Source organism: Paenibacillus algorifonticola (assembly GCF_050481745.1).
GTDB lineage: Bacteria > Bacillota > Bacilli > Paenibacillales > Paenibacillaceae > Pristimantibacillus > Pristimantibacillus algorifonticola_A.
This window is the reverse complement of sequence record NZ_JBCNGR010000016.1, coordinates 119,103-138,683: the sequence shown is the minus strand read 5'-3', so window position 1 is coordinate 138,683 and position 19,581 is coordinate 119,103. Positions and strand designations below refer to the sequence as shown.

At 50.6% G+C, this 19,581-nt stretch carries 18 protein-coding genes; 4 read left to right on the top strand and 14 right to left on the bottom strand.

Annotated features, from left to right (window positions below; translation table 11 throughout):
• Positions 1–293: 293 nt before the first annotated feature.
• From nirB to cobA, 4 genes are all read left to right on the top strand, one after another.
• Positions 294–2,729, top strand: a complete 2,436-nt coding sequence (gene nirB / locus ABEW34_RS15915) for a nitrite reductase large subunit NirB (RefSeq protein ID WP_430160159.1) — start codon at positions 294–296, stop codon at positions 2,727–2,729.
• Between the two features lie 18 nt (positions 2,730–2,747).
• Positions 2,748–3,059: a nitrite reductase small subunit NirD gene (nirD, locus tag ABEW34_RS15910; RefSeq protein ID WP_430160158.1), complete on the top strand. Its 312-nt coding sequence runs from the start codon at positions 2,748–2,750 to the stop codon at positions 3,057–3,059.
• 100 nt (positions 3,060–3,159) lie between these two features.
• On the top strand, positions 3,160–4,029 hold the full coding sequence (locus ABEW34_RS15905; protein WP_430160157.1) for a formate/nitrite transporter family protein: 870 nt from the start codon (positions 3,160–3,162) through the stop codon (positions 4,027–4,029).
• Positions 4,029–4,838, top strand: a complete 810-nt coding sequence (gene cobA, locus ABEW34_RS15900) for a uroporphyrinogen-III C-methyltransferase (protein WP_430160222.1) — start codon at positions 4,029–4,031, stop codon at positions 4,836–4,838. Before ABEW34_RS15905 ends, cobA begins: the two co-directional genes overlap by 1 nt.
• A gap of 177 nt (positions 4,839–5,015) precedes the next feature.
• Here the strand turns inward: cobA and ABEW34_RS15895 are convergent, their stop codons facing one another.
• The 14 genes from ABEW34_RS15895 to ABEW34_RS15830 form a co-directional block, all read right to left on the bottom strand.
• Positions 5,016–6,722, bottom strand: coding sequence for a GMC family oxidoreductase N-terminal domain-containing protein (locus ABEW34_RS15895; RefSeq protein WP_430160156.1), 1,707 nt, complete (start codon positions 6,720–6,722; stop codon positions 5,016–5,018).
• Complete coding sequence (locus ABEW34_RS15890) at positions 6,715–7,374, bottom strand: hypothetical protein (RefSeq protein WP_430160155.1); 660 nt, start codon at positions 7,372–7,374, stop codon at positions 6,715–6,717. Before ABEW34_RS15890 ends, ABEW34_RS15895 begins: the two co-directional genes overlap by 8 nt.
• Positions 7,375–7,523: 149 nt before the next feature.
• A complete protein-coding gene (locus ABEW34_RS15885; protein WP_430160154.1) occupies positions 7,524–8,237 on the bottom strand; it encodes a hypothetical protein in 714 nt (237 codons plus the stop codon).
• A 129-nt stretch (positions 8,238–8,366) separates the two neighbouring features.
• Positions 8,367–9,473 carry a rhamnogalacturonan acetylesterase gene (locus tag ABEW34_RS15880; protein WP_430160153.1) on the bottom strand — a complete coding sequence of 369 codons (1,107 nt, stop codon included), beginning with the start codon at positions 9,471–9,473 and terminating at the stop codon, positions 8,367–8,369.
• 94 nt (positions 9,474–9,567) lie between these two features.
• Positions 9,568–10,824 (bottom strand): MFS transporter, encoded by a 1,257-nt coding sequence (locus ABEW34_RS15875; protein ID WP_430160152.1) that lies wholly within the window; start codon positions 10,822–10,824, stop codon positions 9,568–9,570.
• 164 nt (positions 10,825–10,988) lie between these two features.
• The gene (locus tag ABEW34_RS15870) at positions 10,989–11,273 is read right to left on the bottom strand and encodes a hypothetical protein (protein WP_430160151.1); all 285 of its coding nucleotides are present in this window, start codon (positions 11,271–11,273) and stop codon (positions 10,989–10,991) included.
• A 138-nt stretch (positions 11,274–11,411) separates the two neighbouring features.
• On the bottom strand, positions 11,412–11,987 hold the full coding sequence (locus ABEW34_RS15865) for a WHG domain-containing protein (RefSeq protein WP_430160150.1): 576 nt from the start codon (positions 11,985–11,987) through the stop codon (positions 11,412–11,414).
• Positions 11,988–12,044: 57 nt separating this feature from the next.
• Positions 12,045–12,767, bottom strand: a complete 723-nt coding sequence (locus ABEW34_RS15860) for an MBL fold metallo-hydrolase (RefSeq protein ID WP_430160149.1) — start codon at positions 12,765–12,767, stop codon at positions 12,045–12,047.
• A 209-nt stretch (positions 12,768–12,976) separates the two neighbouring features.
• Entirely contained in the window at positions 12,977–13,633 is a 657-nt protein-coding gene (locus ABEW34_RS15855; protein ID WP_430160148.1) for an SGNH/GDSL hydrolase family protein, read from the bottom strand.
• A gap of 26 nt (positions 13,634–13,659) precedes the next feature.
• Complete coding sequence (locus ABEW34_RS15850) at positions 13,660–14,478, bottom strand: AraC family transcriptional regulator (RefSeq protein WP_430160147.1); 819 nt, start codon at positions 14,476–14,478, stop codon at positions 13,660–13,662.
• A 1-nt stretch (position 14,479) separates the two neighbouring features.
• A complete protein-coding gene (locus ABEW34_RS15845) occupies positions 14,480–15,343 on the bottom strand; it encodes a sugar phosphate isomerase/epimerase family protein (RefSeq protein WP_430160221.1) in 864 nt (287 codons plus the stop codon).
• A 63-nt stretch (positions 15,344–15,406) separates the two neighbouring features.
• Complete coding sequence (locus ABEW34_RS15840) at positions 15,407–16,477, bottom strand: Gfo/Idh/MocA family protein (RefSeq protein ID WP_430160146.1); 1,071 nt, start codon at positions 16,475–16,477, stop codon at positions 15,407–15,409.
• A 35-nt stretch (positions 16,478–16,512) separates the two neighbouring features.
• Positions 16,513–17,673 carry a Gfo/Idh/MocA family protein gene (locus ABEW34_RS15835; protein ID WP_430160145.1) on the bottom strand — a complete coding sequence of 387 codons (1,161 nt, stop codon included), beginning with the start codon at positions 17,671–17,673 and terminating at the stop codon, positions 16,513–16,515.
• A gap of 246 nt (positions 17,674–17,919) precedes the next feature.
• On the bottom strand, positions 17,920–19,515 hold the full coding sequence (locus ABEW34_RS15830) for an extracellular solute-binding protein (protein ID WP_430160144.1): 1,596 nt from the start codon (positions 19,513–19,515) through the stop codon (positions 17,920–17,922).
• Positions 19,516–19,581 lie beyond the last annotated feature (66 nt).

The window sequence follows — 19,581 nt, the reverse complement described above, 5'->3', positions numbered from 1 at the left end:
CCCCTCCTATTTAACTGTTGTGAATATTTATAACACAAAAACCTTTAATTTGTCGACACCTCATATTATACAACAATTTACGTCAGGTATATTGACATGATATAAAAATCCAGTGTATAGTAGCACTATCAACTATAACGTTTTTTCACGAGTACAATGGCGTATTCGATTGAACCGGCAACGGAGCCTGGTTTCGTTCTACCAAGGGAAGCACAACTGTGTCCTTGGCAGCGAAATCAGGCTTTTTATATTTACCCAGACAGAGCTGCCCTATTTGAGAGGAGAGAACCATTATGACAGTCCCTAAAAAATTAGTACTTATCGGCAACGGCATGGCAGGTGTCCGTGCAATCGAGCATTTGCTCAAGCTCGCCCCAGATGCTTACGAAATCACGATTTTCGGTGCGGAGCCGCACCCTAACTATAATCGTATTATGTTGTCCACCGTACTAGCGGGCAGCACCGAGCTTAAAGATATCATTATTAATGATTGGGATTGGTACAAGGAAAACAACATTACGCTTCATACGAATCAATCGATCAAGAAGATCGATACGCAGCGCAAGGTTGTTATTTCCGAAAGCGGCATTGAAGCCCCTTATGATGAAGTTGTTATCGCAACAGGCTCCAAAGCCTTTATGCTCCCTATTCCCGGCGCAGATAAAGAAGGCGTCATTGCCTTCCGCGATATTCAAGATTGCGAGAAAATGTTCAGCGCAGCAAAATCGTACAAAAAAGCAGCCGTTATCGGCGCTGGCCTGCTCGGCTTGGAAGCTGCCCGCGGCTTGCTCAACCTCGGGATGGACGTCACGGTCATTCATAAACATCCTTATATTATGGAACGTCAGTTGGATGAAGCGGCATCACTCATGCTGAGAAAAGAACTTGAAACGCAAGGCATGAAATTTCTGCTCAGCAAGCACTCCGCCTCTATTACAGGTCGCGGCAGGGTCAAGGAGCTGCAATTTACCGATGGCAGCCACTTGGCTACTGACCTGGTCGTGATGGCGGTCGGCATTCGTCCGAATGTCGATTTGGCGAAGAGCTCCGGTATTGACTATAACAACGGCATACTCGTCGATGATTTTATGAATACGAATATTCCTCATGTATCGGCACTTGGAGAATGTGTCGAGCATAGGGGCGTTGCTTACGGCCTTGTGGCTCCATTGTATGAGCAAGGCGCGGTGCTGGCTAAACGTCTCGCTGGCGTAGAAACGGCTGGTTATGCCGGATCAGTAACTTCCACGAAACTAAAAGTATCCGGCGTCGATGTTTTTTCGGCGGGGCGCTTTGTTGAAACAGAGGGCTCACGCGCCATGCGGATTCAAGATGATGTCGCAGGTACTTATAAAAAGATCGTTATACGGAACGGCAAGCTAGTTGGTGCAGTATTGTTCGGTGATACAGCAGATGGCGCTTCGTTGTTTGCTTCCATTAAAAGCGGAGAATCGATTGAAGGCCGCGAGAAAGAACTGCTGCTCGGCATTTCGAGCGATCTGCTTGGCAAGTCAGGTGGCGGTGCAAGCCGTCTGGAAAATATGCCCGATGATGAAATCGTCTGCGGCTGCAACGGCGTCACGAAAGGTGCCATTGGCGATGCGGTCCTTAACAAAGGCTGCCATACCTTTGGTGAGCTAAAAGCCTGCACGAAGGCATCCGCATCCTGCGGCGGCTGCAAGGCTGACATCGAAGGACTGCTGCATTTTTACGCAGGCGATAAGGTCGGCGAATCGGCGAAGGAAGGTATTTGCGGCTGCACCTCGCTTGGCCGTGATGAAATCGTAGAACAAATCCAAAGCATGCGTCTGATGACAGTCAAAGAAGTGATGCATGTGCTCGACTGGAATAACAAAGAAGGCTGCTCGAAGTGCAGACCTTCCCTCAACTACTACCTCGGCATGCTGTTCCCAGAGGAATATGTGGATGAGAAGGAATCCCGCTTCACGAATGAGCGTTACCATGCCAACATTCAGAAGGACGGTACTTATTCCGTTGTTCCACGTATTTACGGCGGCGTGACGACTCCAGCCGATTTGATTAAAATCGCTTCGGTAGCAGAGAAATTCAATGTGCCGTTGGTGAAATTTACAGGCGGTCAGCGCCTTGACTTGTTCGGTGTTAAAAAAGAAGATTTGCCGAAAATGTGGGAGGAGCTGGAGATGGCTTCGGGCCACGCCTACGGCAAAACGCTCCGCACCGTAAAAACATGCGTCGGCAATACGTTTTGCCGTTTCGGCACACAGGATGCCATGGCCATGGGCATTAAGATGGAAAAAGCCTTTGAGCGTCTGAATGCTCCAGCCAAATTCAAGCTCGCAGTATCTGGCTGCCCCCGCAACTGTGCGGAAGCAACGATTAAAGACCTCGGCGTCGTAGCTATTGACGGTGCATGGGAAATTCATGTGGGCGGCAATGCCGGCGTAAAGGTAAGAGCCTGCGACCTGCTGACTACGGTAAAAACAGAAGAAGAGGTTATGGAGTGGACGAGTGCTTACTTGCAGTACTACCGCGAAACAGGGCAATGGAATGAGCGCACAGCACACTGGATTGACCGCGTTGGCCTGGATACAGTGAAAAAAGCGTTGGAGAAAAAAGAAGACCGTCTCGCGCTCATGGAGCGTGTACAGAAAGCACTCAGCGTGACTACAGACCCTTGGAAAGAAATTGTTGATAACGATGAATTGCGTAAAAACTTCGAACCGATTGCCGGCCCGCTGCCGGTCTAACATCAGGAGGGATTAAATATGAGCAAACTGCTGATTGGCAAATTATCTGATATTGATATTCGCGGCTCGCGTACCGTGCGTGTGAAGGAGACGGAAATTGCTGTATTCCGTCTCGAGGACGGCAGTGTGCTGGCTATTGAAAATCGTTGTCCGCATAAAGGCGGACTATTATCCGAAGGCATGGTATGCGGTACAGTTGTCCATTGCCCATTGCATGATTGGAAGGTTGACCTCCAAAGTGGATTGGTCAAGGACCCGGATGATGGCTGTGTAACGACCTTTGCTACTGAAATTGATCCCGAGAACGGCGCTATCTATGTAACGCTTTAATTTATACATTTTATAAATATTACTTATTTCCTAATATCGTCTTTTTACTTTTATAATAGAGAGCATGTTATGCAATTCCTAATCTTAAGGAGCAACCATTATGTCCTACATCAAACCCGCAGAAGTAATAGACACTATGATCGATACCGGGGCGGCAAAAGCAAATGCTGGCACGCTGCAAATGCTCGTTCGCGGGTTTCTCGGGGGAGCGATTTTGGCTTTTGCCACAACGCTTGCGTTTACAGCAACGAGCCAAACCTCACTTGGCCTTGCAGGTGCTCTCGTATTTCCAGCCGGGTTCGCCATCATTGTCCTCCTTGGATTGGAGCTTGTTACAGGCAGCTTTGCACTCCTTCCGCTAACGGTTGTTGCCCGCAGGACGAGCGCCTCCCGAATGCTGTCCAATTATTTTTGGGTGATCGCCGGACATCTCATGGGCTGCACCGTCTATGCGATCTTGTATGGACTGGTCATTACAAAAATGTTCACCGATATGAGCAATCCGCTCATTCAAATGATTATTCAGCTTAGCGAATCGAAAACACTGGGCTACAAGCATATGGGATCCGAGGGCATGATGCTTGTTGTCATTAAAGCGATTTTGTGCAACTGGATGGTGACACTCGGCGTCGTAATGGCGATGACGTCCAAATCAACGGGCGGCAAAATCATTGCGATGTGGCTGCCAATCGTCATTTTCTTCGCCCAAGGCTTTGAACATGCGGTCGTCAATATGTTCGTCATTCCCGCAGGCATGCTGCTTGGCGCTCACGTCAGCTTTGCTGATTGGTGGGTATGGAATCAAATCCCCGTACTCGTTGGCAACTTTATTGGCGGTGCAGTGTTCACGGGGATGATGCTGTATTTATCCCATCCTTCGCCGAAAAGCCAAGCTGTAAACGTTAAAACACCGATAAATTCCGAGCCAGCAGCAGTTGGAGCGATTGTCGCCAAAGGAAGTGGTGTATGATGGAGCAAGCACCAGGTACGGTTTATATAGTCGGAGCAGGTCCAGGCGATCCCGAGCTCATTACTGTAAAAGCGATGCGGCGCATCCAGTCGGCTGACATTATTTTGTATGACCGGCTCGCTACGACTGAGCTGCTCGATTATGCCAGCAAAAACGTCGAGCTCATCTATTGCGGCAAAGCGCCGAATGCCCATGCTATACCACAGGATCAAATTAATCAACTGCTTGTACAATACGCTAGCCAAGGGAAAAATGTCGTACGGCTGAAGGGCGGCGACCCCTTCGTCTTCGGACGCGGCGGCGAGGAAACGCTCGAGCTTGCGAAGCATGGCATTCCGTATGAGGTCATTCCCGGTATTACGTCTGCCATTGGTGCAGCGGCGGCAGCGAATATTCCGCTTACTCACCGCGAGCATGCTTCATCCTTCGCCTGCGTCACAGGCACCCGCTGCCATGGGGATAAAGCTCCTGTACGCTGGGATCTGCTCGCACACAGTGTAGATACTTTAGCGATTTATATGGGAGTCAGCCAGCTTGGCGCCATTCGCGAAGAGCTGCTGAAGCATGGGAAAGTCTCTACGACGCCCGTTGCTCTTATTGAACGAGGCACCACCTCGAAACAGCGTACCTTTACTGGCACACTTGAGCATATTCATCATCTGGCCGCTTCCGTACAGCTCAGCAACCCCGCGTTAATTATTATCGGGGAGGTTGTCAAAGTGCGAGAGCAGCTGCTCTTGGCTGAGCAGTTGGCGGCGCAGCAAGTAGAACAACAAGAAGAGCAGCAGGCAGAGCAGTTGATTGGCTGACTGAAAAGTATTAATGAATGAGGTCCCGATGAGCATAGCTCTCCGGGGCCTCATATGCATTTGGAACAGCATTTGCTGCCACTTACTAGGTTGGTTCTCTCAAACGATAATCGGAGTAACAGAAACTTGGCGGGCACAGCTTGCCTGCGTGGTCAACGAAATGTGTAAAATTTAGCGTTATGCAAAATATTTATTAAATATCTTTTCTGCCGTTCGTGTGGCCAGCGCTTGTGTTGTAAGCGTCGGATTCGGTCCGCCGATTCCATTGAAGTGCACACTGTTATCGGCGATGAACAGCCGTTTGACTTGCATCGCCTCGCAGTTCGTATCCGTAACGTATCCCATTCGCATGGTACTTTCAATATGAAGCATAAAGCTGAATGGCGTGTCCGAGCGAATGATTGTTTGGGCTCCTGCCTGCTTCAGCGTCTCGGCAGCATATCTAGCCAATTTGTCACGCCGTTGCAGCGTTTTTATGCTCGGAACATAATGAACAACTGGAATCGGGCCATTCTCGTCCTTCAGCAGCGGATCCACCTCTACCCTGTTGTGGTAAAGCGTTTCATCATCCGTGAGGAGCAGCATCGTCATCGTTCGAGTATAATTTCTCATCAGCTCTTTCAATTGAGGACCAACGACCCGCCCGTGAATATCCCATGGTGCTCCAGGTTCGGGAGGGTTCAGGGCATTAAAGCCTGCCTCGCTGAAGCCATAAGTCAAATAAGACATTAAACCCGGGCTTAGGCAGGAAACCTGGAAAATCCCCGTTCCCGGAATATCAACTCTGGCTCCCGAAGTGTGCCCCATATACGGATAGACGGAAGGCATGCCCAGTATGCTCATGAGTTCCTTTTCATCAAAAACGCCTGAAACCCAGTCGAAGCAATGATTCGTCAATCCTCTTCCGACCCAAGCATTATGGGGCAGTCCAGAATTTAGCCACAGACGCGGAGATTCGATGCAGCCTGCGGCCATGACGACGGTTTTGGCATTCAGCTCTCCGATTTCTCCTGTCCATGTGTCTCGAAATTGCACGCCTGTTGCACGGAGCCCTTCTTTTGGATCCTGCTCTGTTAATATTTTTATCGCGAAGGAATTAGGACGAATGGCAACGTTGCCGGTTTTGAGGGCGAGAGGAATGTAGCTGACAAGGGTGCTTCTCTTGGCGATTTTATCTACTGAAGGCCCGACCGAGCAGCCGTTGACACAGTTCCCCTTTAAGGTGCACCCTTCCATGTGGGATAATTGCTCCAACGAATAATTGGGGTCCATCAGATGCTCATTTGTCGGGAGTATAGCGTTTGGATTCGGGCGATAACCTGGCGTAGTCACATTAAGCGTAGGTATGAGCTGCCAGCCTGCTTTTTTAGCCCCATAGTAAAAAAGCTCTTCTTTCGGAGTCGTCGGTGAAAACTGGACAGGCAATGTTGCTTCGGCTTTCTCGTAATAAGGGATCAGCTCCTTATAGCTAATTGGCCATATCCCATCAACCGCAATCGGAAAAGCCCGCGGCGACTGCGTCCAATAATGCTGGGTCGTTCCTCCAACTCCGGAAAGCTGCCAGATGTCTCCCTTCTGGCGCATGACCCTATGCCAAGGTGTGCGCCTGCGGTCTGCCGGACCGAAGCGGAACACGCCTGACACCACATCATTCATATTGTTCTCATACCCATTGTACAGCTTCTTATAGAGAGCCACATCCAGATCATTGTAGCTGGAGCTCCATTCCCCTCCACGCTCGCTGTTCGGGTTTTGCCAGTTTTTATTTCCATACCACGGGCCGGCTTCAAGCACCAATACCTGCAGTCCAGACTCTGCGAGCTCCTTGGCAGCGACAGCTCCGCCGCCGCCGGAACCGATTACGATTACATCCGCATCATACAATGGTAGATTCCCCTCCCTCACGAACGATGGTCAACTTATAACCGAGCAGCGCCCGGTAACCCGGAACGACGCCTGGATAACCGACCTGCTTCCAGCTGATCGGGAAATATTCCAATCTTCGCTCGGTAGGCGTAGCGAGCCGCGTCGTTCCGTACGCGGACCACTCCGAGTAATTGCCAAACATCGTTTGCCTAGTGAGAAAATCAATCATAAATCGGACTTTGCCGCCATCATACTGGTATGGAGGCGGCAAGCTGCCTAGATCAACATCAAGCTGCTCAAGCATCGCTAGAACCCGAATCCTGTCGATTGGAGAAAGTGCAGCATAGGGATTGCTTTCCCAAGCCGCATGATTTGGTGCATGCAGCGCGCGTCCGGAGGAGACGAGTTGAACCGCACCTGCATTGAGCAATTGGGCAGTAGGAGCAGCTAATGGAACGATGGTAAGATGGGTTCCTAAAAAAAGCGAGAGACTGTGATCCAATTCCCATATCATATATTCATGAATGTGCAAATCTACCGCTCCAGCCGTTTGCTCCGCTCCGTAAACAGCAAGCCCAGGTGTGTTTGGTACAATAGCTTCGACCAGCGCCCGAAACGTTGCAATTGTAGAAAGATCAATAGAATTTATATATGATTTTGCTCGATGCATGTCTAATTCACCCTTTGCAAGCAAAGATGTTAGCATTTGAACTCAATGTAATAAAATCTATTCCACTAGTTTGTCTGTTATTCTTTCACAAGCAAAAAGGAAAGAGCAGTCATAAGACCGCTCTTTCCTTTTTTGGGGTTGCCCTATCCTTATGAAGTTGCTGCCGTGGATGCTTCTGCCTCAGCATTAGAGCCCTGGCCAGCACCAGCACCGTTGCCTTGGCCGCCTGGACGGCCTCCGCCCATTCCTCCCCCCATCATGCCGCCGATTTGAATCGTCGCCGCATCCTGGGTGCCGTCGGTCAACGTGTAAGTGACAATGTCATCGGCTTTCAAGTCGGCAAGCGTCTTGGCCGTCTCCACACGCTGGTTGTTTTCGAAAGAAACGGCTGTAATCGTTGTCGCATCGGTCACTGTCACTTCCACCGTCTCCTCGGTGAACATGTTCTCCATATTCATCCGGCCACCGCGCTGACCCTCAGCAGCTTGTCCGCCATCCTGTGTCGGCGGCTCCGGCTGTGTTCCATCTGGTGCCGCTTCCGCTTCACCTTGCTGCGCATCGCCTTGCGCTGGAGGCTCGCCGCCTCCCTGGCGGTCATCTGGCGTGAAGGAAGATTTGTAGAGCGTAATGGTCTGCCCCTCAATGGATTTGATCTTGCCCATTGTGCCTCCCATCATCATGCCGCCTTGGCCCGGACCGCCCTGCCCTTGTCCAGCACCAGCATCCGCTTGTGTACCACTCTGCGTCGTGGCCGCTTCCGTGCCGGCAGCAGCGGTCGTATTCGTTGCTGTCTGATTGGTGCTGCATGCAGCCAAAGTGGCCGTTATGACAATCGTACTTAGTAGTGTTTTCCAATTCTTCATAAGGGTTCGCTTCCTTTCAATAAGCCATGCTTGATTGTTCAAGCTCAGCTTATCAAACCATTATGAACACCGTATGAATGCCGCCTGAACGTCCGCTGAATGTACAGAGCTCACTTGGCAAAACAGCGCTTAGCGGAACGCGACCTGGATAGCCCCCAGCCTCAATGGCTTCAGCTGCTCCACAACAAGGCTGGCAACCTGCAGCGCACCGCGCTCTTGAAAATGCGTATTGTCCTCTACACCATTGGGAAAGTTCATAAACTCGCCGGGTGCCGCCCACATAAATACCGATTGGGTCGCTTCCGGACCAAGCTCCTCGAACAGCTTGCGGCTTTCCTCTGCCAAATCGATTAACGGAACGTTTTCCTCCTCGGCAAGCTCCCTCATCGCAATTAAATAATCGCCATGGGTATCGACGAGACTACCATCTGCTTCATAAAATCGCCGCTGTACGGACGTCACCAGTACGGGAATCGCCTCGCGCTGCCGAGCCCCGTCTATGTACTGTTTTAAATATTCCTTATAAGTGGTAAAAGGCTCCGTCCGCCGCTCCTCATCCGGCTTCTGGTCATTATGTCCGAACTGAATCATCAACACGTCCCTCGGCTTCATCCATTGAAAGATTTCATCAAGGCGGCCCTCTCCAATAAAGCTTTTGGAACTGCGACCGGAAACCGCCCTATTCTCAATGGCTACATCCTGCTTGAACCATTTGGGCAGCATTTGGCCCCAGCCCGCATAGGGATAGCCATCCTCAGGCTGATCCGTAACGGTTGAATCCCCAGCAAGAAAAAGGGTCGGCGTTTGGTTGGAAGAAAGCACCTCAAGCGCATTAATGCGCGGCGCCAATCCCGTAAAGGCCAGGCGGATTCGACCATCCCTTATGGACAAGGAAAAGCTGTAGCGAATAAACTCGCCTGCTACCGTCCTCAAACGCTGTGCCATGAGTCGGCCACAGCCGGCTTTAATCGTCGTCTCCGTTGCGGTTATGGCATCGCCGATTAACAAATTCACGGTGTAGACACCATTTTCAACATCAAGCAAAAAAGAGGTTTCCACGGGAATGCAGAAGTCGCTGCCCATGCCCTCCGCTTCCACACGGCTCTTCGCCGCTACCTTTGTGACCGAGCTGAATCCGTAGCCTTTGCCCGGCTCGTACAACGTAGAGTCCGTTACCTTCACATGCCCGTCCCTCGCAGCTCCAATACCAAAATCAAATCGAAAAACATCAGTCATTTTTGTCTCCTCCTTCAAATGATCATCAGCCGTTTCCCATATTGGTTGTAAGCGTTCTCTAAGCTGTATGTAAGGCAGCGGTCCTGCTGCCCCTTTACTCTCCTAGCGTAGTGCCGTTTGAAAGCCGCGTCCCCGCCCGCTTGCGGTTGCCGATTACAAACAGCAGCGTGCCGACCCAGCCAAAAATGGCAGCCCCGATAAGCAGCGTACTCAGCGGCACACTGTCCGAAAAGCCCGCGCTCAGCAATGGCCCAATCGTCCCCCTCACGCCAAACAACATCAGATGGATACCGAACACGACCGCCTCCCGGCCAGGTGCAAGCCTGAAAATATAAGAAAGAATGCCAATATCCCAAATCGCTTCGCCAATTCCCTGGATCCCATTGCCGAGTATGACAGCCGGGTAGGTGCCTATCAACCCATAAAGCATCGGAACGATAGCATATGCTGCAATACCGCCCAATATCGTATAGCGGATATCAAAACGGTCAATCATCCAGCCCGCTATAAAATAAGTGACCAGCAGTCCGATAAAATAAGCGACGCGCGCATAACCAATTTGCACATTGCTCAGCTCAAGCACCTGTACCTGAATAATCTGGTATAGCGGAATCGACAGCATATTGCCGAAGCCAGCAAGCGACGTTGCGGCCAGCAGCACAGCCAGCTTCTTGTTCCCCGACACGAGCTTCCACTGGTCGCGCAGCGAGAAGCGGGTGACCGATGCGCCGGGAGCTACCAGCTTTTTCAGCGGAACTTTTGGCAGACGCAGCGTCTGGAACAGCAATATAGACAAGGTGCCTGCTGCCGCTGCACAGACGAGCGGCCAGGCCGTTCCGGACGTATCGGCCCATTTTCCGACCAAATAGGCGAGCGGGATCATTATGGCTCCCATAGCCACTCGCACATACCCCATCAGCCTGCCTCTTACATCGGGCGGATACATGCGGGACACTAGTGCCGCATAAGCCGGAGCTTGAATACCCATCAAAATTTGAAAAACGAGCGCCGTTGCCACAAACACCGAAGGATGAGCAAACAACGCCGGAAGCAGCAGAAGCAGCCTGCCAATTAAGTTTGGAATGACCACAAACGGTTTGGGATTGTTGCTTTTCTCGATCCAGTTCGCCCACAGCGGCGAGAAAATAAGGCCAATTGCCGGAGCTGCCGACAATAGCCCTACCTGAAAGTTCGTCGCCCCCTGCTGTATTGCAAACGGCATGTAAAACTGATTAAGCACCACATTAAACAAGCTGAACAATAATGAAGCGCCCACATCAATTTTGGCGTTATACCAGACGCGAGGAGTCATTTGCATGCCAAATTTTTGCAATCGGGCTTTTGTTTCCATCTTCTGCTGCTTCCTTTCGAATCTCTTCCTTATCCCGAAGAGTACTCATTCATTTACGTTACTTTCATTAGAGCAAAATTCAACCAGAAGCGCAACAGAAGATTTTTGCAAAAAAAAAAGAGAAAGCTCCGGCCGCTGCTTGGCTTTGAGCCTTCCCTATTGCCTTATAATGTTGCGGCGATGAGCACAAAGCAGACAACGGAAATGCCCGTGTACAGCCAGGCGTTCGTTCTGCTGCAGGTTTTGCTGGTCCAAATTCGGTATAAATAAATGATGGTTGCGATGACCGAGATAGCCGTAATGCCGCTTAGCAGCAAGCCCACCCAATCTGTTCCCGAACTGGCCGCTTCGCCGTGATGCCTATGCATGCTGCTTTCTACTGCTATACTCCCTGTCAACAGCAGTGGCAGCAGCAAATGAATGCCGTGAATGACAAGGGGAAGCAGCATCCCTCCAATAGACAGTAGCGAGCTTCGCGGCAGCTGTTGCTTCGTAATCGGCAGCCCTCTCCCTTCTGGAAAAATAGTTCATACATGCTTCCCTTTCATCATACGTAGGAAGAGGTCTATTTTATGCCCAGACAACGTTTAATCTTCTTTGCTTAAGCTTTGAATACCCGACAAATACGTTTGCAGTACAAGCTGCATCGATTCATCCAACTGGTAGGGCAAGCCGAAGCCGCCTTTCTGCTCAATGGAGCTAAATCCATGCAGCAGACTGCGCAAGCCGCGGACGATATGAATGGCCATCTCCTGCTTTAATTTGTAGCTATCCAGCAAATTAATAATGAGCCCCATCAGCTGCTCGCTGACCGCTTTAAATTCATCATTATCTTGGGATTGGGACGGAATCGTCGCCTCGTAAACACCCGGATTCGAGCGGGCAAAAGCAACATAGGCTTTGCCCGCCGCATAAACGGCGTCTTCCCCTGTCAGCCCTTCTACCGCTTTACTCATCTGCTCGTTCATTTCGCGCAAGCCATAAATCGCAAGCGCCAGCTTCACCCCACTCAAACCGTCTATATGATTGTATAAGGAGGGGGAGCGAATGCCCAGCTTCTGCGAAAGCGAAGCCATCGTCACTGCTTCCAGCCCTTGCGTATTGGCAATTTCTGCGGCTGTCCGAACTATCGTCGGTACATCCAAGCCTATTCTTGGCGACATGTCATCTTCTCCTTGCTATTCTGAAATCCATACAGATTATATCAGCGTGCTTTTCCTTTAATGCACCGCGGCAGCAGCGAGCTTGCGTTCAGCAGCTATGATGGCCTGCTCCATTGCGGCCGCCGGGTCAACAAGCAGGTTACCATGTCCGACTGCCAGCAAGGACGGCTTCAGCGCAAGCAGGCGCTTCGCACTAATCAGCGACTGCTGCTTATTCCAGGTTGCCCAGGCCGGAAATGGAAACAATGGCCGAACTTGTCCGCTTACCGCAAGGCCCCCACGCAGCTGAAAAGCATCACCGGCAATCAGCTCGCCGCCTCTCGTATCGAGAAAGGCCATGGAGCCGGGCGTATGTCCCGGTGCTGCAACCGCCAGCAGCGAGCCGATACGGTCGCCATCTTGAAGCAGCAGATCCGGCTTCGTTGCTACTTTTTTCGGCACACCGCCTCTGATTGGGGTAGCCGGCTCTCGCGGTTCCAAGGAGCGGTCTCCCCGCAGCAATCGCGCATCCCTCGCCGAGATCGCTACAACCGCCTCCGGCAGCTGTGCTTTGAGCTTATCCAGCGCACCGATATGATCATCATGCGCATGCGTCAGCACGATCCGTACAATCGGCTTGCCGAGCTTTCGTGCTGCCTGCATAATCGCTTCGGCATTATTCGGAAGTGCTGCATCGATCAGCGTCAAGCCATCCTCTTCTTCGATCAAATAGCAATTTACAGGAAATACATGGGGCAAGTAGGTCAACTGATAGATATGCTGGTGTCTAGTCATTCTCACAATGGATCGCTCCTCGGTATTTTGCGCTTGCTGCGCAAAAACTAATATCATTAGTTTCATAATAACTAATGGCATTAGTTTTGGCAATATGTTTATTGTTTTATTTCCATCGTCTACTTCTTTTAAAACTCTCGCATGGACGACTTATGCAGCATTAAAATCAAAAGAAGCTTATCCGCAGCGGATAAGCTTCTAAGCTATAGCCCATTTTATTTCGTCCAATCGAAATCCATTGCCTGCAAAAAAGCTCTCGCCAGCACCATATGGCCTGCCGCCGTCGGATGCACGCGATCCCACGCCAAAGTAGCGGAATACAGATGGGCAAGCACTTTATTAAATGCCGCCTGTGTATCAATAAACAGACAGCCCGTCTCATCTGCTATTCGGCGTACAACTGCACCATATTCGTCCATCGTGCGGCGCATCGCATCCTGCTCATTGCTTTCCAGAAAGAAAGGCGTCATCAGCACGATACCGCTTCCGGCCACCGGCTTCGCAAGTGCTACCAGTTCGCGCAGCGTTTGCTCGTACTCCTCGATATAGACATGCCAATCCGTAATGAACGGCGTATCATATTGGCGCCATACATCATTGATGCCGATCATGATCGAAAGCACATCCGTTTTTTTATCCGTCACATCTTCCTGCCATCTCGCTTTCAAATCACGGACCGTATGCCCGCCCGTTCCCATGTTCACTACGCGAATACCGAGCTCCGGATAAACCGCCTGCAGCAGCGCATCCACCTGCGCTACATAACCTCTGCCAAGCGCGCCGAACAGCCCCTCGCCATCCTGCTTGTTCCGATCGCAATCCGTAATTGAGTCCCCAATGAACAACAGCTTCTGCCCACGTTCCAGCTTCACCCGAATCATTCCCCTTATTTATACGATTAGCCTTGCGTCTCGCGCCGCTTGAACTGCTCTGGTGATACACCGACGAACTGCTTGAACATTCTGCTGAAATGGGCCAAATGCTTGAAGCCCAGCCGATAGCAAGCTTCTGTAACCGTGACGGACGGCTCCATCAAAAACATGATTTTCGCCTCATTGATTCGCCTTCTATACACATAATGAAAAACCGTTACACCCGTCACATCCTTAAACAGTCTGGCAATGTACGACTTGCTTAAATGCAGCCGTTCTTCCAGCTGCTCCATATGCAAATCGTCCGTATAGCTGTGCTCCAGCAAGGAAATAATGCGCTGCACCGTCTGCTCCTTATCCGAGGAAAATTCTTGCCGGTCCCTTAGAGGCTGCTCGCACAAGCCAAAAATAAAATACAATAAATCAACAAAGGCAAGCAGCAGACGGTTGCTGCCGATGGCATCGCCCCGCTGCTGATGCATATGCATTTGAGCCAAAAGCCGCTCCGCCTCTTCCTTATGCTCGCCTCTGAGCCGCAGGCGGTGATTGCGCAGCTCCTCAAACGGCTCCATAACATTGAGCGCCTGCGGCAGCTCCAGCAGCGGGCGCAGCAGCGAAGGCTCAAAATGGACAATCGTCCGGACATAAGGAACGGAAGGATCAATTTTGGCGCAATGCAGCGTCATGCCGAACAAAATCATCATATCACCCGGCTGCATATGATAAATTTGATCGCCAATCAAATAGTTGCATTTTCCTTCATGAAAATAATAAACCTCGTAATAGGTATGCGAATGAAAAATGGGTTCAAGCGGTGTTTGGATTTGATAACTGAAATCGATCATTTTAATCGCTGGACTGCAGTCCATTAATATAGCGGACAAAATGACGCAGCATGTCTGGAGACTCCGCAAATTCCTTGCTGAAATCTTCAATGCCGAGATAGCCGTCGTAGCCGACAGCCTGCAAATCCTCAATCATTTGCTTCCACGGCACTACCCCTTTAGCTAGTCCCGTCCAGTCCGCCTTCCAGCTAATGCTGCCATCTGTTTCTTCTGGGCCAGCTTGCCAGCCCGCATTTTTCACATGCACATGTGCCAAATAAGGACCTAGCAGCTCCAGTCCCATCCGGTAGTTTTCAAAGCCTTCGTAAACCATGTTGCCGGGATCGTAAAGTACGCCAATACAATCCGGGTCCAGCCCTTCGCATAGCCGATAAGCCGCGGAAGCGCTTGCCGCAATTGTCTGATGATGGGTCTCGACTAAGCCTTTAACGCCATACTTCCGGCACAGCTCCTGCGTTTGCTGCAAATACGTCCGTGCGAGCGTGAACAGCTCGCCGAACGGCCTTGTGCGGTCATAACCCGGAACACCAACCCGGATAAAGGAAGCCCCTACCCGCTTCGCCGCTTTCAGCACCTGTTCGGTCGCCTCCAAATCGCCAGCGGTGAGATATGGGGTCAGGCTAAGCGTTGTCAGTCCATGATCAGCAGCCGCCTTTCCGAAGCGGTCCAGCATTTCATCGCCGCCTGAGGGGAAAATCGTACAGCGATTGTTGCCCCAGAAAGACGGCTCCTGGCTTGCTACAGCCGCATCCGGCGCTTCCTTGTAACGCCATTCTACAGCATGAATTCCTGCCTCCTGCGCCGCGGCCGCCAGCTCCTCGGGCCCCAGCTCCGGTGTAGCTACCGTAAATACAGATAACTTCATCATCGATTTACGTTTCTCCCTTCCTCAAACCGTATTGTATGCTTTACTCCCTCTGCTCTTTCCCTATTCGACCCGAACAGCCTGTAATTGTGCCTGCAAGCACAGCTCTGCTGCCTTAAACGTATGCGCCTGCGACATCGCAAGCTCCGTCCCATTCAAGCAATCTAGAATAAGCGCTCCAAAATAAGGGAAGCCCACCTTGTCCAACACATCCAATTTTTGCTCGCCGTCTCCATTCACGAGGAACAGATGGTCGCTGCCGCCTCTCGTCAAATCGACATATTTGCGCAGCTCGATATAGCCTTCTGTGCCAAGAATAATCGTCCGCCCATCTCCCCAAGTAGACAAGCCATCCGGTGTAAACCAGTCCACGCGAGAATAATGCGTAGCCCCGTTGTCGCCAATAAGTGTAACGTCACCAAAATCCTCAAGCTCTGGGTATTGCTTGTTATTGTAATTAGCTATTTTGCTGGATTGCACCGTCGCATCCTTGCAGCCTGCGAAATACAGAAACTGTTCAATTTGATGGCTGCTAAGATCACAAATAATGCCGCCGTACTGCTCCTTATTGAAAAACCAGTCTGGCCTAGCCGCTGCATTCAAACGATGCGGCCCCAATCCCAATACATTCAGCACGCGGCCAATAGCTCCGTCCTTCACGAGCTGCCCAGCGAACTCAGCGGATTCCACATGAAGGCGCTCGCTGTAATAGACTGCATAAATTTTGCCCGTAGCTGCCGTTACTTTACGCGCTTCAGCCAGCTGCTCCAGCGTCGTAAACGGCGCTTTGTCGGTAAAATAATGCTTGCCATGCTCCATGACCTCGACGCCAAGCGGGCCGCGCAAATTTGTAATCGCCGCTGCTGCAACGAGCACCACTTCCGCATCCTGCAAAATTTGCTGCTTCGATTCCGCTGGGCGAACCTCAGGATAGGTGCGTACAAAGGCTTCTACCTTCTTCGGGTCTGGATCATAAACCCACTTGAGCGTGCCGCCCGCTTCCCGAAGACCATTACACATGCCATAAATATGTCCATGATCGAGCGACAAAGCAGCGAATACAAATTCCCCTTCTTTAACTACTGGCTTCGGCTTGCCTTTCGGGGCATAAGTCATTCCATTTGCTGTTGACATAAAATATTGCCTCCCTCTCGCTTGCTCGTTTGTATTTAATGAGTACCTTTAACATCCAGCGTCTCGTAACTGTTTACATCTTTGTTCTTATCCGAGCTGCGTATTCTCTCTTGCAGCTTCTCATAAAATAAATCCTCGTTAATCGGAAGATCGACCCATCCATCCGTCCAAGTAGAGAGCAGCATCGCATTGGATAGCTCCAGTCCCCTAATGCCCTCTTCGCCTGGAGCAAGTAGTGGCGTGCCATGCAGAATCGCATTTACCCAGTCCTGGGTAATGCCCATGTGATTGCCGCCATCGCTGACCGGAATTTCGAATTTCCAGCATTCCGGCTGGCCGAAGCCGCCTTTAAAGCTCGCATTAAATTCGGTTTCAGATACGCGCAGCCGCCAAAACGTCATTTTGTCATTTTCAATGACGATTTTGCCGCGTTCACCGGAAATTTCAAAACGGTTCGTTCCCGGCGACTCAAAGGTCGAGGTGACAAACACACCCGTTGCTCCATTTTCATATTCCACGTAAGCCGTCACATCGTTTTCCACTTCAATATCACGGTGTTTTCCAAAGGAGCAAAAAGCACGTACGCGCTTCGGCATCATTCCTGTCGTCCACTGCCACAGGTCAAGCTGATGCGGGTCCTGGTTCAGCAGTACGCCGCCGCCTTCGCCAGCCCATGTTGCACGCCAGCCGCCCGAATCGTAATAGCTCTGCGAGCGGTACCAGTTCGTAATAATCCAGTTCGTGCGGCGAACTTCCCCGAGCTCCCCGGATATAATCAAATCGCGAAGCTTCGCGTACAGCGGATTCGTGCGTTGATTATACATAATGCCGAACACTTTATTGCTGCGAGCCGCCGCTTCATTCATCTCGCGAACCTGCTTCGTATAAACGCCCGCAGGCTTCTCAATTAATACGTGCAGCCCCGACTCCAGTGCTGCCGCTGCCTGCTGCGGATGGTCATAATGCGGCGTGCAGATGAGCACCGCGTCGACCTCGCCTGAGCTGAACAACTCCTCAGCCGTCGAATACAGCTTTAGTTCTGTCCCCCACTCCTGCGCCGCCAGCTCCAAACGTTCGGACCGTACATCCGACACCGCAGCAAGCACGGCGCCTTCTACTCTTCCTTCAATCAAATAACGTGCATGTCCTGTTCCCATATTCCCAAGGCCTAATATGCCGATTCTGACTTTATCCAATGATTAACATCCTCTCTAAACCTGTTATAAGAAGGATCACTATAGCTATATTGTAGCATAGATCATTATGTAAGCGTTTGATTCAAAAGGCCGAATATGTGCTTTTCATTTGACTGTCATTGTACTTAGGCATCCGCACCTAATCCCCTATCTTATTGCATAAGAAAAGCGGCGGTTATGTCCCTCTGGGACATACCACCGCTTTTCCGCCTTTACCTCGAGCTGCCTCTGGTACAGGTTTGCCGTTTATTTAATATTTTTCTCTGTTACATAAGCTTGCCATTGTTTCATGTACTCAGCTTGAATTTTCTCAAGTCCAGCTTGCTTCGCCTTGTCCATGAACGTTTTCAAGCCTTCGTCAATATTGTCCACGAGACCAGCTTGCAGCGGGAACAGGTACTGCTTCTCCACTTGCTCAAGCGCTGCTCTCTCGGCTTGGTAAGAGCTGTAGTCTTCAGCAAAGCCGTTGAATTTGTCTGGAACTTGGATTTTGTCCAGCTCGTCGAAGATCGCCTTTACGCCGTCATAGTTTTTGTCAAACAGCATGAACTCTGGATTTCTCCATGCCCAGCCGTTCATTCCTTCACGAGCAAAGCCGTTGGAGCTTGCATCGCCGATCATTTGGTAGTAGCCATCTTTCACTTCATAGTTTTTGCCTTCAACACCGTATTGAGTGAGCAGGTTGTAGCGTTGGTCTGTAACCATTTTTTCATAGAATGCCAGTGCGCGCTCTGGGTTTTTGCTGCTTGTTGGAATCGCAAAGCCGTTGTGAATCGCATGTACTGGTGTTGCAATACCTGTTGTAAGCGGGAATGGGTAGTATTTCAGCTCCCAATCTGGGTGAGCCGCTTGCACTTTAATAACCGAATCATTGAAGCGAGTTGGGTTGTCTCCAAAAATCGTTGCTGCTTTGCCGCTTGTCAGCTGCTCCTGAATAACGTCGTTGATGTTGAGCACGTTTTTCGGGATGTAGCCGTTATCCTGCCAACGCTTAATCAGCTCCAAATCCGCTTTTTGCTCATCCGAGCCCCAGTACGTGTAAATGTTGCCTGGCTCAAAGTAGTTCACGCCAAGACCATAAGGCAGCGCGCCGATTGCTTTGTGCTCGACATCGCGAATTTGGTTCACAAGACTGCCGCGAACGTCTGCACCCAGTGCGATTGGACGCATGCTCGGCTCATTAGCTTTAATACCAGCCAAATACTCTTCATACGTTTTCAAGTCTTTTGGCTCTGGCAGATTGTATTTTTTACGAAGATCTTCACGCCATACAAAGCCATTCGTTACATACTCTTTGTACGTTGCCGGAACGGTGAAGATTTGGTTGTCGATTTTAACCGCTTCCCACATATCTTTCGGCACGAACTCGTTCAGCTTCGGCGCAGCTACAGGAAGCAGCTTGTCGAGCGGCTGGAAAGCGCCTTTTTTCGCATAGGACTGGTATTGTGTCCATTCTGCTGTAAAGATCAGGTCAACCTGCTGGCCGGAGCCGAGCAGCAATTTATATTTTTGCTCCCAATCGGTCCATGACGTGTAGTTGAACTTGACGGTTGCATTCAAATCCTGAAGCGCCATTTCGTTGATTTTGTCTTGAATCGCAGCTAGATCCTTTGGCGCATCGCCTAGCATATAAAATTGCAATTCTACTTTTTTGGAAGTATCGATACCCGTTTTCTCGCCTGCTTGCGCATTGTCCGGAGAAGCAGTAGCTGCTCCGCTATCTGCTGGACTGCTGGATGCTGCCGTATTTCCGCCACCATTGCCGCTGCAAGCTGCGATCATGCTCATAAGCAGCATTACGGTGAGAAGCATGACTAAACCTTTGCTCTTTTTCTTCATCATGTGAATCCTCCCTTTTATAAGTTGAACCTATATATGTTAGCTGGACCCTAGTAGCAAGCTTGCCGC

What these genes read in the sequence shown, in the direction of transcription:
- nirD (WP_430160158.1), top strand. Translation starts at nt 2,748, where the DNA reads ATGAGCAAACTGCTGATTGGCAAATTATCTGATATTGATATTCGCGGC.
- nirB (WP_430160159.1), top strand. Translation starts at nt 294, where the DNA reads ATGACAGTCCCTAAAAAATTAGTACTTATCGGCAACGGCATGGCAGGT.
- ABEW34_RS15880 (WP_430160153.1), bottom strand. Translation starts at nt 9,473, where the DNA reads ATGACTGATGTTTTTCGATTTGATTTTGGTATTGGAGCTGCGAGGGAC.
- ABEW34_RS15830 (WP_430160144.1), bottom strand. Translation starts at nt 19,515, where the DNA reads ATGATGAAGAAAAAGAGCAAAGGTTTAGTCATGCTTCTCACCGTAATG.
- ABEW34_RS15865 (WP_430160150.1), bottom strand. Translation starts at nt 11,987, where the DNA reads ATGTCGCCAAGAATAGGCTTGGATGTACCGACGATAGTTCGGACAGCC.
- ABEW34_RS15845 (WP_430160221.1), bottom strand. Translation starts at nt 15,343, where the DNA reads ATGAAGTTATCTGTATTTACGGTAGCTACACCGGAGCTGGGGCCCGAG.
- ABEW34_RS15890 (WP_430160155.1), bottom strand. Translation starts at nt 7,374, where the DNA reads ATGCATCGAGCAAAATCATATATAAATTCTATTGATCTTTCTACAATT.
- ABEW34_RS15875 (WP_430160152.1), bottom strand. Translation starts at nt 10,824, where the DNA reads ATGGAAACAAAAGCCCGATTGCAAAAATTTGGCATGCAAATGACTCCT.
- cobA (WP_430160222.1), top strand. Translation starts at nt 4,029, where the DNA reads ATGGAGCAAGCACCAGGTACGGTTTATATAGTCGGAGCAGGTCCAGGC.
- ABEW34_RS15885 (WP_430160154.1), bottom strand. Translation starts at nt 8,237, where the DNA reads ATGAAGAATTGGAAAACACTACTAAGTACGATTGTCATAACGGCCACT.
- ABEW34_RS15850 (WP_430160147.1), bottom strand. Translation starts at nt 14,478, where the DNA reads ATGATCGATTTCAGTTATCAAATCCAAACACCGCTTGAACCCATTTTT.
- ABEW34_RS15870 (WP_430160151.1), bottom strand. Translation starts at nt 11,273, where the DNA reads ATGCTGCTTCCCCTTGTCATTCACGGCATTCATTTGCTGCTGCCACTG.
- ABEW34_RS15905 (WP_430160157.1), top strand. Translation starts at nt 3,160, where the DNA reads ATGTCCTACATCAAACCCGCAGAAGTAATAGACACTATGATCGATACC.
- ABEW34_RS15840 (WP_430160146.1), bottom strand. Translation starts at nt 16,477, where the DNA reads ATGTCAACAGCAAATGGAATGACTTATGCCCCGAAAGGCAAGCCGAAG.